9 protein-coding genes and 1 pseudogene are annotated in these 14,014 nt (G+C 33.4%); 4 read left to right on the top strand and 6 right to left on the bottom strand.

Annotation, left to right across the window (positions count from 1 at the left end; all coding sequences use genetic code 11):
• Positions 1 to 13: 13 nt before the first annotated feature.
• Positions 14 to 2,815: an alpha-mannosidase gene (locus D1866_RS09260; RefSeq protein ID WP_152939292.1), complete on the bottom strand. Its 2,802-nt coding sequence runs from the start codon at positions 2,813 to 2,815 to the stop codon at positions 14 to 16.
• Between the two features lie 195 nt (positions 2,816 to 3,010).
• Between D1866_RS09260 and D1866_RS09255 the strand changes: the two genes are divergently transcribed.
• Positions 3,011 to 4,519, top strand: a complete 1,509-nt coding sequence (locus D1866_RS09255) for an APC family permease (protein ID WP_152939290.1) — start codon at positions 3,011 to 3,013, stop codon at positions 4,517 to 4,519.
• On the opposite strand, the gene D1866_RS09250 is transcribed toward D1866_RS09255, so the two are convergent.
• Together D1866_RS09250 and D1866_RS09245 are read right to left on the bottom strand one after the other, a co-directional pair.
• Complete coding sequence (locus D1866_RS09250) at positions 4,495 to 4,803, bottom strand: amidohydrolase family protein (RefSeq protein ID WP_152939288.1); 309 nt, start codon at positions 4,801 to 4,803, stop codon at positions 4,495 to 4,497. The two genes, D1866_RS09255 and D1866_RS09250, sit on opposite strands and share 25 nt — an antisense overlap.
• Before the next feature lie 141 nt (positions 4,804 to 4,944).
• Positions 4,945 to 6,183, bottom strand: coding sequence for a metal-dependent hydrolase family protein (locus D1866_RS09245; RefSeq protein ID WP_152939286.1), 1,239 nt, complete (start codon positions 6,181 to 6,183; stop codon positions 4,945 to 4,947).
• Positions 6,184 to 6,358: 175 nt separating this feature from the next.
• Between D1866_RS09245 and D1866_RS09240 the strand changes: the two genes are divergently transcribed.
• Complete coding sequence (locus D1866_RS09240; protein ID WP_170254101.1) at positions 6,359 to 7,492, top strand: MFS transporter; 1,134 nt, start codon at positions 6,359 to 6,361, stop codon at positions 7,490 to 7,492.
• On the opposite strand, the gene D1866_RS09235 is transcribed toward D1866_RS09240, so the two are convergent.
• Together D1866_RS09235 and D1866_RS09230 are read right to left on the bottom strand one after the other, a co-directional pair.
• On the bottom strand, positions 7,489 to 8,955 hold the full coding sequence (locus D1866_RS09235) for a cytosine permease (RefSeq protein WP_152939282.1): 1,467 nt from the start codon (positions 8,953 to 8,955) through the stop codon (positions 7,489 to 7,491). The genes D1866_RS09240 and D1866_RS09235 overlap by 4 nt on opposite strands.
• 33 nt (positions 8,956 to 8,988) lie before the next feature.
• Positions 8,989 to 10,374, bottom strand: a complete 1,386-nt coding sequence (locus D1866_RS09230) for an MFS transporter (RefSeq protein ID WP_152939280.1) — start codon at positions 10,372 to 10,374, stop codon at positions 8,989 to 8,991.
• 158 nt (positions 10,375 to 10,532) lie between these two features.
• Here D1866_RS09230 and D1866_RS09225 point away from each other — a divergent pair, with 158 nt between their 5' ends.
• The gene (locus D1866_RS09225; RefSeq protein ID WP_152939277.1) at positions 10,533 to 11,801 is read left to right on the top strand and encodes a M20 family metallopeptidase; all 1,269 of its coding nucleotides are present in this window, start codon (positions 10,533 to 10,535) and stop codon (positions 11,799 to 11,801) included.
• A gap of 189 nt (positions 11,802 to 11,990) precedes the next feature.
• Positions 11,991 to 13,073, top strand: a complete 1,083-nt coding sequence (locus D1866_RS09220) for a DUF917 domain-containing protein (RefSeq protein ID WP_152939275.1) — start codon at positions 11,991 to 11,993, stop codon at positions 13,071 to 13,073.
• On the opposite strand, the pseudogene speB reads toward D1866_RS09220, so the two are convergent.
• Positions 13,062 to 14,014: pseudogene (speB, locus tag D1866_RS09210) on the bottom strand (agmatinase). The gene D1866_RS09220 and the pseudogene speB sit on opposite strands and share 12 nt — an antisense overlap.

Here is a 14,014-nt window from a genome sequence, read left to right as displayed (position 1 = left end):
ATAAAAACATTATTCAACTAATTTTAAGCGTTATAATTTCATAGTTATTATATTCTATCTCAATCTCATTTCTGGATATTTTTATTTTTCTTTTAATTTTATCTGATTCTAATAAATCTGTGGAAATCACATCCCTGGGTTCATACCAAAGCCTTATTTTTGCCTTACCTTTTTCGTTATAAATATTATAAAGTCTGATTATTATACCATCTCTATCTTCAGCTGGTTTTATTGCCTCTACTATTAAATCAGAAGCTAAGAAGCTCATTGAACCGCCTTTACCCTTTGTTACCCAGATAGGATAGGTTAATTCATAAGCCCTCTTAAATGTCTGGGCTTTTTTCCAATCACCTAAATGCGGATAAATATATATTTTAAAGCTATTTTCTTCTAGAAAATCAGATTCATAATCTGGATATAATGGCGTTTTAATAAGAGAAATTCCTACACTACTAAATTCTACTGTAGAGCCTTGTTTAGTATCAGAAATTATTGTAACTCCATAATTATCTTCAGATAAATCTAACCATTTATTAAATGGTACTTCAAACTTTGCTTTATCAAAGCTAGTATTTCTTAACGTGCTCCTATTTATTACTCCATAGGGTATCTCAAAAGTTGCATTATCTGTATTTAAATTGAAATAAAACCATTCCTTAATTAATAACTCTCTATCATAAGCTTTCATATTATATCTTAACTCTATTCTACGATCCTTAGCATAAAGGCAAACACGTTTAGAAAAATCTGTATTTCTAAACTTATAATTAAATTTTATACAAGCTCTTAACGGGCCATTCTCTACTATCTCGTGCGAATTAGCTTTGATTTTAAAACTTGTATTCTTAAAGGAAGGTTCAATATCCCACGCGTCCCAAACCGGTATATTCTCATATGCAATTATTTCACTAGGTTTACTTAATAGTTCTCTTTCAACTTCCTTATCATAAATTGATATAATATCGCCATCATTATTTAAAGAAACCTTTAGAATACTATTTTCTAACGTTAGGCCATTTATTCTTACTTTATCATCAACTCTCTCTGGATTGCATTCTGAATAACCAATAGAAGGTATTTTAATCCTAGCTAAATAGCCTTCGTCCGTTTTTTGACTATTGGGCAATTCAAAAGGTGATATTACATAATCTTCTCTATCCCAAGAAAGAGAATTAAAAGCTATTATTTTATCTCCTTCACCAGATATTTTCCTTAAAGAATTTAATACGATTTCTTCACATTTTTGAATTATATTCTCTAGTTCTTTATAAACTTCATTGTAAACTTCTTTTATTGCTGAACCCGGTAAAATATCATGAAATTCAGACTTCAACAAATTTAACCATAAAGGTTTTAAATCAACTTTTTCTCCGGCTATAGTACTCCATAATTCTGCTTCTCTTAAATATATTTCCGCCTTTCTATGTAAATACTTCATTTTAGAATGAGAAGTATAAACTCCTCTATGTGCTTCCAAATATATTTCTCCCTTCCAGATTTCCTTTGGCTCGTACTTTGGAATTTCCTTTAAGTTTACCTTTGGTAATACTGGTAGGTAATTTATTGCCTCTGCTCTAATTAGCATTTCCTCCGTCGGCCCTCCACCCCCATCACCGTAACCATACGAGTATAACATTGGCTGATCTTTATCTTTCCAGTTATTCCACTGCTCATAAATTGAATCTACACTAAAGTCTGAATTATAACCACCCCTGCCATTACCAAATGCTATCGCAGTAACAGAAGATCCATCAATGCCAACCCAGTTAAAAACTGAGTAAGGGAACTTATTTGTGTCGTTCCAAAAAACCTTATGGGTAGCAAAATATTTGATACCAGATAATCTCATTATCTGAGGTAATTGGGCAGAAAATCCGAAAGAATCAGGTAACCACAAAACCTCGGCAAATCTACCAAAATTCTCAAAAAAGAACCTTTGGGAATATAAAAGCTGCCTAACTAAAGACTCACCAGAAGGTAGATTTGTATCAAACTCTACCCAACCGGCACCCAAAATCCATTTACCTTCGGCAACTTTCCTCTTGATATAATTGAACAATTCGGGAAAATTATCCTTGATCCAGGAATAATACAAAGCCGAACTTTGAATAAATTGAAAATCGTACTTTGACATGAGTGTAAGTACAGTAGAAAAACTCCTTACTATTTTCCTTTTAGTTTCATCAAACGTCCATAACCATGCTGCATCGATATGAGCGTGGGCGATACCGTAAATTTTACCAAATTTTCCTAAGCCTAGATTAGATAATTCTTTCCTTAAATATTCTAGGGCATATAGGTATTTATCATCATCAAATCCTCCCTCTTCATATTTCATATCATTAGAAAAATATAGGAAATGCCTAGGAAAATCTTTCCAAACAGCAGAAGCGACAAGTAGTTGAGATCTAGATACAGAAGTGAAAGGAACTAGTGATAAAGTTTTGCTCAAGATTTCCAAAAGCTTATCTCTATAAATATATTTACTTGCTTCTAAAACAGTAACACCATAAACCCATAATTTATACGCGTTATGTAATTTGTTTACAAATGCTATTTTCCCTGTATACTCAGAATCTAATGTAAGTTCGTTAATACCAGATGGAATAGGAACTTCCTTGTGTGCACTGTCTATTTCGAAGTATGGCTGATTATTTACTAATAATTGAATAGCTTCATTATTATCAAGAAATACCATATAATTTCCACTAAGGACATGAATCGTTTTACCATTAATTTCAGTTATCTTAATATTTCTATATGAATTTGCCAATAAAAAACCTAGTCTTAGGCGTATTTCTGTCTCATTTAACATAAATTAAAAGATAATTCGAAGTATATAACTTTTACATTTAAAGGACTTTTTGGTATGTTCTAATGCAGTAATCTCATTGGATATTCTATTATAATAATATTATATTCTTTATAATATTCTGTGCTCTCTTGTGTTTAAAAAGTTTTTACATTTATCACTAATAAACCTTATAATATGGATACATTAAATTATCTTATGTCTAATAAAGGTTTAATATTTGTAAGAAATTCGTCAGGTTTAACTAAGAAAGTTAGTTTACTTGATGCCGTGATGCTTAATATAGGTAATATGTCGGCTGGTCTTGTATTATTTACAGCAGTAACTCCATTAGATCAGCCAGGTGCTCTTCTATGGGTAACTTCAATTATAGGATTTATTTTTGCTATTCCGCAATTAATAGTATACACATTATTAAACAAGGAAATACAGAGAACTGGTGGAGACTATATATGGATATCAAGAATTCTAAACGGACCATTAGGTGCCGTAATGGCTATGATACTAATGTTTCAGTCAGCTGCGTTTTTTGCGTTAACAGCATTCTTCTTTTCTTCTGCAGTTCAGAGTGTATTACAATTAATAGGAGAAATTAACTCTATTCCGTCATTACTATCATTATCTAACATAATCGTATCTCCAATTTATTCTTATATAATCGGCGCTATAGCTTTTACTGTATTTATAGCAATTAATATTTTTAAGGCAAAATGGGGATATAGTGTTATAACTTCACTTGGTATCATTTCTGTATCCATTACTATCTTGGCCTTCATAATTTTAGTTATTCATATGGGAGATTTTAAAACTGCCATAATACCCTTCTTAAAGGCCACTAAATCCCTTCCCCCTTCTTCCTATTATGTTCCAGGATTTTCATGGGCATCGACGCTTGCTATGTTACCAGTTTTGGCTTTATTTGCATATCCGTGGATGCAGGCTGGTCCTGCTGTATCTGCAGAATTTAAGAGCAGTAAAATAGTAAATTATAATATTTTGCTAGCATTAGTATTTACTGGAATTATAATAACTTTAGGTTTATTTATTCTATACTATGAAGGTGGATATTGCTTTACGACGTATGAATTTATTAATAATGGCTACGTATATAACTTCTGGTCCGTAGCAATTGGACTTTCTAATAATTACATCCTGGAGTGGATACTCGGTATTGGATTAATGAGTTGGGAGTTATTAGTATTATCTTATGGAGTCTTGGTCTTTTCAAGGTATATATTTGCTCTAGCCTTTGATAGAGTATTACCAGAAATATTTACTAAGTTGAACCAAGGAGGTTCTCCAGTATATACACATTTATTCGATTTAATTTTAACATTATTATTTTTAATTTTACCAGTTATATCCATTAACGGTGCCCTAGCGCTTTATGGAACAACCTTCATAGGTGCTACTTATTTTCTAATAGTAAGTATAGCTGGAGTAAAATATGGGCTTACTAAGAATAAAATTTTACTTTTAGTAGCATCCATAATATCAACGGGGTATTTTGCATATTTAGATTACCAAGCTTCCACAAATCCGCTTTTCGGCTTTATGGAGAGTAATGGATCAATTAACGTCATAACGCTAATTTTTGCAATTATACTCATTATAGGTGGCGTTTTAACATATATAATAGCATATTTAAGAAATAAAGCAAGAGGAATAGATATAAACATGGTTTATAAAGAAATTCCTCCAGAATGAACCAGCTTACCATTACTTATAACTAAGCGATTGGGAGATAATTTTCTTACAGCGTCAATGGGGGATTTAGCATCCAGAATAGCCAAATTAGCTGGCATATTTTCTACTATTCCTGGCTCACATACGTCTAATAAAAAATTGCTATCAATGTGTGCATGAGAATCGACAAAACCTGGAATTACTAATCTACCTTCTAAATCTTTCCCTAGCTTTTTATCATAGTATACCTTTGATATAATGGATATAGTCTTACCATCAATAGTCTTTAGGTTACCTAATATCATTAAAATATTAAATTCAAGAACATATCAAAACTTAACTTTTAGACTAAATATCTTACCATATCAAAAATTTATCCTTATTACTGCCGTTAAGAACTTGTCAATATATATGGATAAAAATAAGATAGAAATTAAATGCAAGTTTTAATAATTATTAATTATTTTGCCGTCTAAAACTTCTAATTTACCTTGTTTTATCACGTGAACCACTTTAGATACATCCTTAATATTTTCTAAAGGATTCCCGTCTATAACTATTATATCAGCATCTTTTCCTTCATCAATTAAACCAGAATTTAAACCCAATGCTTTAGCGGAGTTATACGTTGCAGCTCTTAAGGCTTCCTCATTAGATAAACCACCCACTTCAGTTAGAAGTAGTATCTCAGTCCAATTTTTACCTATATCGTAATCTTCCAAACCGGTCTCAAAGCCCATGTCAGTACCGGTTATAATAGTTATTCCTAGCTCTTTTGCCTTTCTTAATACTTTGTGCAAATTCTCTCTAACCTCAACAATCTTTTCCAATCCCCACTCGTCAACCCCTATTGTTTTACCATATTTATATATAATTTCGGTAATGGTCAGCGTAGGCGTTAAGCTGATGTTTTTCTCCAGCATTAGCTTTAACGTGTCTTCTTTAAGTAAACTTCCGTGTTCCAACGTCTTTATTCCAGCCTCTATAGCAATTCTTGCTCCTTTATCTCCATGAGCGTGAGCTGCAACGTAAGTTCCAGCTTTTTCTGCCTCATTAACTATTGCTCTTATTTCGTCAAAAGACAACTGTGGCATATCTGGTCTGTCTCTTTGAGACAATACTCCTCCCGTCGCAAATATTTTAATAAAATCGGATCCATCCCTTAATACTTTTCTAGCCGCATGGATACACGACTCAGTTCCATCACATATTTCTGAAAATCCTAGAGAAATCGAAAATTCTAAAGGTATATCATGGCTAAACTCTCCGTGACCGAAGGTTTGAGTTATTGGCTTCCCTGCTGCTATAATTTTAGGCCCTTTTATATATCCTTCATTGACAGCCCTTTTTAAAGAGATACTTATAGGTTCTCCGCAATCCCTCACCGTGGTGAATCCAGCCAATAGTAGTTTCTCTAACCATTTAGTAGCTCTTAATGCCCTATATTCTGGTTTTTCAAACATAATTTTTAATAAACTACCTCCCTTAAGCCCAGATATATGCATATGCGCATCTATTAAACCTGGCATTACTAACATATCTTTAGCATCTATTTCTTGTTTTGCATTAAGATCCTCTTTAGAAACTTTAGATATCTTACCATTGCTTATATAAATATTCATTTTACCTATGAATTCTGTACCGGTAAATACGTTCCCGTTTTTTATTGCAACGTCATATTGCATAATTATAACCACTTTTACATGCTTATATATGTTTTTTATTTATATTTTAAGTAATTGGCAGAGAGTTGATGATAAATATTTAAATTTAGGTTAATTTTATATTATGCGATCTGTTATGAGGAACGGTGAATCGGTTAAGAATTTAGTTCGAAAAAATAGAAAATTTTATATATTAATGATAATTCTTGCATTAATACCTTGGTTTCTTGAAGCCTATGATTCAGAATTATACTTTTTCGCTTCTCCGTACATAATAAATACGCTTAAGATAAGCCAGTCATATATAGGCATAACTGCCTCAGTCTTTGCAATAGGAATAGCAGTTTTTAGCATGGTAGGAGGATATTTGTTTGATAAAATATCACCCAAATACGTTATAGTATCTGCAGTAGGGCTTTTTACAATATTTACTATATTAACTGGATATGTATCAAATGGAATAGAACTAGTAATTTATAGGTTTTTAGTAGGCGTAGGAGTCGGAATCTTTCAACCAGCAACTGCGGCTTTTGCAGGAGATTTGCTAAATACTACAAGAGCTTTAAGAATTGGAGCTAATAGCGTTGCCTTTGGAATAGGGTTATTTGTAGCACCTTACGTAATATCGCCTTTCTTACCTAATTTTAGTTTGCCATTTTTAATCTCTGGAATTATGTCAATAATAAGCTTGGCACTGTTCTTTTATTTTGTTCCAGTTAACTATAGGGAGGAGGTAAGAGAAAGGATAGATCTTAGGAAAATTATAAATTTAAACACAATAATTCTAAGTATAATTATATTATCTTTTGGTATAGCTTTATTTGCGTTCCTAGGGTATTATTCCGACTACTTATTATACGGCTTAAATTTGAGCAAGTCTGAAGCTACAATAATAGCTTCAATGAACGGATTGGGAGAATTAGCTTTTCTACTTCCAATAGCTCTTCTAAGCGACAAGGTAAGTAGAAAAATAAGTTTAATCTCGAGTAGTATGATATTAACTTTAGCGTCAATAGGATTATTTATAGGTTATACAGGATATTTACAAATGGTTTTACTTACTATCGCTTGGGGAGCAGGATATGGCGGTTTAATAGTTAGCGTAATATCCTTCTCACAAGATATAGTTCCAGACGAGGTAGTAGGCTCCGTTACCGGCTTTATGTTTCTCACTTTTAATATTGGAGCTATATTCGGCGCACCTTTAATGGGATTGCTTATACAGAGCTATGGTTTTGAAAAAGCCGGCCTATTAGCTATAGCTCTTCCTAGTTTTATTGCTCTCTTATTAGCAGTAATTATTAGACATAAAAATGGTAAAAAAGATTAGTTTCTTTTTATTATTTTTCTATTCACTATCTTGCATAGTAATAAGTATGTTCCCAATGATATTAAAAAACCGGAAATCCATGAGGCATCTTTCATCAACTCAAGAATTAGTATTTTAGGTCCATAAAGTGGTTCGAACACTATAAAAAATGGGATAATCAGAGCAATAATGGCGTTTATATTGAAACCTTTGTAGTAAGTGTACTCTCCAAGTCTTTTATATACATCTTCTACTTTTATGTTAAATTTTTTCAATATAGCGTAATCAGCTACTATTATTCCTGCTATTGGGCCTAATAAGCCTGAAATATCATCTATCCACGTGCTAAAATAAACGTATGCGCCCTTTAGATATAAGGACCAAGCACCTATCATTATTCCAAGTAAAGTAACTATTATAGTTCCCTTATACCAGCTAAGCTTTGAAGGGAATGTATTGTTCAAATCATAAACTGGTGGAACTACGTTACTGAAAATATTAGTATTAAGCATTGTAAATGAATAAGCTAAGAGTATTAAAATTGCTATTAATGGCTCAGTAATGAATCTTACCACCAATAGGCTCGGGTCATATGTCACGCTGTTTGTTACTACCTTAGTTATTGCAGACATTATTGCACCGTAAGCTACTACGAGAGTATAAAATATTGGTAAACCTACTTGTCCTACTAACATATGCTTGAAAGATTTTCCGAACCTCATTATATCGGGCCAACTAATAATTTGTGTAGCATGAATATTAGAAGTAAGAAATATGAGAAGTATTGAAAGATCATAGACGTTTATGGGTTTAAAAGGTTGGTTAAAAGCTATACTTAACGCCTTAGGATAAAGGGAAACGAAATACAAAAAGGTTGCTGTTAGGGATATTATCGAAACTATAGGCATTACATAACCTAGCACTTTTAATGAAGGTGAAGCTTTAATTGGTTTAGCTAATAATAGAATTATGGTTTGCACCACGATGATAATAATAAACGTTCCCCAGAATAGGCAAGGAAAATTTGAGACTAGAATTTCGGGAGTAACCGCTGAATACTTAGACAATAAATAAGCTTTACCTTCAATCTCTAATGCTATTCCTACAGTTGCCTCAGTAATTAGGAAAGTTTGAACTCCGAAGAAGCCCATTGCAACAAAGAATCTAATCCAAGAAGGAATATAAGTACCCCATATTCCAAACCTTGTTCTGTCGAGCTGAGGCTCTGCTAAGCCGTATTTTACTGCACCGTGACTTTGTATAATTAGGGGAACAAGGGTTATTAAATCACCTAAAAGAGAAATTAGTATCACTTGGATTATATTAAATCCGAAAAGAATCCCTACACTTCCTACTAGCATTGAATTAGGTGCTGCTATACTAGCCCAAACTCCGAGTAAGGGTAAATATCCCCAGTTTTTAACTTTAGCCGGAGCTATATCAGGATTCCACAATAGTCTATCGAACTCGTTTTTCTTCTCCATATTTCATCTCACTTAAGAAAGTAATTTTCGTTTTTATATTTTATTTTCATTAACTTCTTCAAGTCTGAATCCAGTAGTCTTAGGAGTAAAAATTAACGTAAGTCCACCCATGATGAGTGCAGGAATCCATAAAATTCCCCAGACGCTTATATTACCTAAACTGTTGGCTAAGGGTAAAAGCGCTAATAAGCCTAAAGCCCCTCCTAAATGTCCTATTCCATCTGTTAGAGAATATCCAGTTGCTCTAGCAATGGTTGGAAAGTTATCAACGTCTAGGAGGTAGTAGACGTTAAACCAACCCACTCCTATAGTTTCAGCAATAAATGAACCTATAAAGAAGGTAGTGAAATTATGACCTACAGCGCCTATTGACATTATTATTGCACCTATCATATAAAATAACGCATCTATTATTGCGAGCTTCCTTCTATCGTATCTGTCTATAAAAAATCTCAGAATAATTGAACCTAATATTACTCCTAATCCAGATAACCCAAATAAGAATATTGCATAACTTAGCTGAGAGGACGAATAACCTAAATTTGCTTTCAACCATGTAGGAGTTAATACTAGGAAAGGATAATCTATAAAGTAAAACCAGAAGGATAGAAAAAATAGCACTATAAGTCTTTTTAAATATATTGGCTTTAATAATATTTTTAAAGGGTTTTCTTTTGGTGGCTTATAATTCATTATAATTGGATCGGGTAATTTGTCAATTTTGTATCTTTTTATTGAAATTTCCTCCATAATAGAGATAAGTTTTTCAGCTTCTTCAAGTTTTCCGTGAAATGCTAAAAATCTCAAACTCTCTGGTGCATATGCCCTTATTAGCAGTGCCCCTACTGCTAATATACCGCCTATCATGAAAACTATTCTCCAACCTATGTTAGGTATAGTAGTTACGACTTCGGCTGCTATATATGGGCCTATACCGAGTCCAGCATAACCTGCTATAAACGCAATATTGGAATATATCCCTCTCTTCTTTGCAGGCGACATCTCAGCTATGTATGTCATTACTAGAACTAGATCTGCGCCTATTGCCATTCCAGTTATAAATCTAAATAATGACAACATAGGAAAATTAACAGAGAAAGCGTCACCAAAGCTTCCTATAGCTATAAGGAAAGAAGTAAAGACCATTGCTGGTTTCCTTCCTATTCTATCCGAAAGAAAGGAAAATATTGGAGCTCCAACAACGTATCCGAAAAGTCCTAAAGATGCAACTAACGATGCTTCTGAGCTAGAAGTTATAAATGGTATATAAGGTAATGCAAAACCCACATTTATTACATCGTATAAAGTAATGAAGAAACTAAATCCCAGAGCCCAAAATATTATGTAACTTAATCCCCAGCCTGGTAACCTATCTAATCTAGCTATATATATTTCAGGGTTACCTTTAACTGATGCCATATAGTTTAGACATTTTGTACGGTATTTAAATATTGAGATCGATTGACTTGTACATTATACAAGAAATTTAAACAGAATAAGAGCGCATTCTAAGACTAACAAAACTATGAAAACATTAACTTTAATATTCAATAGTCTCTTTCTTTCTTTGATTTAGAATGATATTGGATAAAATAGATAAAATTGTAAACGAATATAAGGAAGAAATTATAGATAGCCTTAGGCAGCTAATTAAAATTCCAACAGAAAATCCTCCCGGTCTGAACTATAATGAATTTGTATCCTACGCTAGTAAATGGTTAAGTTCGTTAGGTTATTCAACAGAAGTTATAAAAGTTCCAAACACTGAGCTTCCAAAGTTAGCTAAACTGGGCTATGGCGATAGACCTAATTTAATAGCAACAACCGGTAAAGGTAAACTGTCCATCGCATTTAATGGGCATTATGATGTAGTGCCTGCAGGAAAAGGATGGTCAGTAAATCCTTACGATGCTGTAGTAATTAATGACAGAATATACGGAAGAGGAGCCTCAGACATGAAATCTGGGATAGTTGCGCAAATATATTCTGTAGAAGTCCTAAAGAAGATAATAAATGTGGATCAAGCTTTTAAAATAAGGCATTTTTTAGTCCCCGATGAAGAAACCGTAGGCAATGAAAACGCTGGAACATATTTTGTTATAAGGGAGGGATATTTATCAAAATCTAATACAGATTATGTAATTTTTACTGAACCCAGCGGCGTAGAGAACATATGTAATGGACATAGGGGATCTCTATGGGGGTTTATAAAAATCTTGGGAAAGAAGGCTCACGGAGGATCTCCTCAATTAGGTATAGACGCGATTAGAAAATCCACAGAAGTACTTACTCAGCTTTATTCCTTGCAAGATAAGTTATCTAACAAGAGGACTAAATATAATATTATTCCTTCTGATGTGAAGAGCCCAAGTTTAATAGTAGGCCAAATTAAATGCGGTGACTGGGTTAACATGGTGGCAGACGAATGCACGTTCGGTTTCGTGAGGCGTCTAATTCCTGAGGAAAAATTGGAGAATGCAAGAAAGGAGATAATAAATATTCTAGAGAGTAAGAAGACAAGAGATCCTGAATTTAAATATGAATACGAGGAGTATTATGCCGTAGATACGATAGTTGAGGACACTAAAAACCCCTTATACGAAAGTCTTAGTGAAGCTATAACTTCGGTTCTGAACGTTAAGCCTAAAATTGGACTACTTGCTGCGACTTTTGATATGAGGTTTACTCATTATGCGGGTATACCAGCGGTAAATTATGGTCCCGGAAAAATAGAACTTGCTCACGCTACAGATGAATATGTTAATATCGCAGACCTATTAAATTCAATTAAAGTGCTTTCGCTCTCTTTATATTTGTTAGGTAAGAAATACGGAATGCTGAATTGAGGTATGTTAGCTTTTAGATAAATGTTTATAACGGATTTTGCCGACTTAAATATATTTAATATTTACCGAAAATTCCATCATTACTTTTATGTCATGTGTAAAAAAGTTTACGTGTAAAATTAAACTCTTTAATGAACGTTTGGAAAGAAGAACGCATAAAATTTTTTATAAAGCATCAAAGAACTACATATGGAGACTTACAGGCTAAAAATAGGCGATATTAATAAATTAGCAATTGGATCTTCTTTACTTGGATCTGGAGGCGGAGGAGATCCTTATATTGGAGTTTCCATGCTAAAAAACGAGCTTGAAAAAAGGAAGACCGATGTAGAAATAATAATTGGAATCAATGAGTTGAATAAAAATGAGTATCTAGTATCTACTGCAATGATGGGGGCAACTACAATATCAATAGAAAAACCTCCAAACGGTAACGAAGTTTTAATGGCAATGAGAACGTATATTAGAATAGCGGGTAAAAATATAAGTTACATAACTCCAGTAGAGGTAGGAGGAGAGAACTCCATTACTCCTTTAATTTCCTCTCTAAAGACGGGAATACCAGTACTAGATGGAGACGGAATGGGAAGGGCGTTTCCAGAGTTACAAATGACTACGTTTTACTTTAACGGTGTAAGTCCTTCACCGCTAGTGCTTGTTGACGAAAGAGATAATGTGTCCGTAATTTATGGAATAGATGGGTTATGGTCGGAAAGAATAGCTAGAGCTGTAACATTAAGGTATGGTGGAAGTTCGTATGTAATATCTTACGGTATGAGCTTAAGGGACTACGCAACCTCATATATTCCCAATACGCTTAGTTTATCAATTGAAATAGGAGAGCTACTTAATGAACATAAACTAGATGAGGTTCTAGATAAGCTTCACGGAGTAATATTGTTCAAGGGTAAGATAGTTGACGTATGGAAGGGATTAGATAAAGGATTCAGTAAAGGTTATGTATTAATAGAGGGATTAGACGAGTATAAAAATATGAATTTACGTATACATTTTCAGAATGAATTTATTGTTGCGATTATTAATGAGAGCGTTGCTGCTTCCGCTCCAGATATAATTAGCCTACTTGACTTGTTTAGTCTAAAGCCCATTACTACTGATAGAGTAAAGTATGGACAAAAAGTTATTGTAGTTGGAATTCCGGCACACGAAAAACTCAAGACTGAAAAAGCATTAAAATATGTAGGACCTAAGGCATTTGGCTACAATATAGAATACTTTCCTTTAACAAGTAAAAAGAAATTATTTCTTTAAGTTTTTAGATATTATGCTAAGTCCCTCAAAAACTATTGATGCTGCTAAAGTTGACGTTATCTCTGCTACATCGTATGGAGGTGAAACTTCAACTACATCCATACCTATAATATTTAATCCATATAATTTTCTTACAAATTCTAGAATCTCTCTACTTGTTAATCCCCCTGGATCTGGGTAACCAGTCCCTGGTGCATATGCTGGATCCATCACGTCTATATCTATTGATAAATAAACTGGCTGGTCTCCTACCTTTCTTTTCAGCTGTTCTACAGTTTTAGATAGACCTTCTCATCTATTATCTTCATGGTTAATAAGTCATAACCTAGTGCCCTCACGCTTTCCATATCTTCTTTACTTGAAAAAACTCTAACACCGTAATGCACTGAAGATTCTCCAATTATTACGCCTTCTTCTACGCCTCTCCTAAATATCGTTCCGTGATCATATTTTTTACCGTATAGGATATCTAAACTATCATGATGGGCATCTACATGAACTACTGCTACTTTCTTGTACTTGGAACTTAAACCCCTAATTATCGGCAATGAGATTGAATGATCTCCTCCTAAAACAACAGGAATTACGCTAGAATTTTTCTTTAATATTTCTTTTACTTCTTTTTCAACCTCATTAAACATGTCTTCTATGTATCCTGCATGCACTTCAACGTCTCCGTAATCCACTATTTTTGTTACTTCAAAAGGATTAATATCAAGTACATAGTTATATTTCCTATTTGGTAATATGAAACTACTGGCATTCCTAATGTCTAGTGGGCCATATCTAGCTCCGGGTCTACTTGTCGCTAGGTCATCCCATGGTACTCCAATTATTGCAATGTTAGCATCACTAACGTCTTTAGTGTATTCTAATCTTGCATAAGTGTTTAAGCCAGTCGACACGTATAATCCAGATTTAGGTAAGTATTGAATACTCAT

Source organism: Acidianus ambivalens, from assembly GCF_009729015.1.
GTDB classification, from domain to species: Archaea; Thermoproteota; Thermoprotei_A; order Sulfolobales; family Sulfolobaceae; genus Acidianus; species Acidianus ambivalens.
The sequence above is the reverse complement of the archived record's forward strand: the minus strand, read 5'-3'. Positions and strand labels throughout refer to the sequence as shown.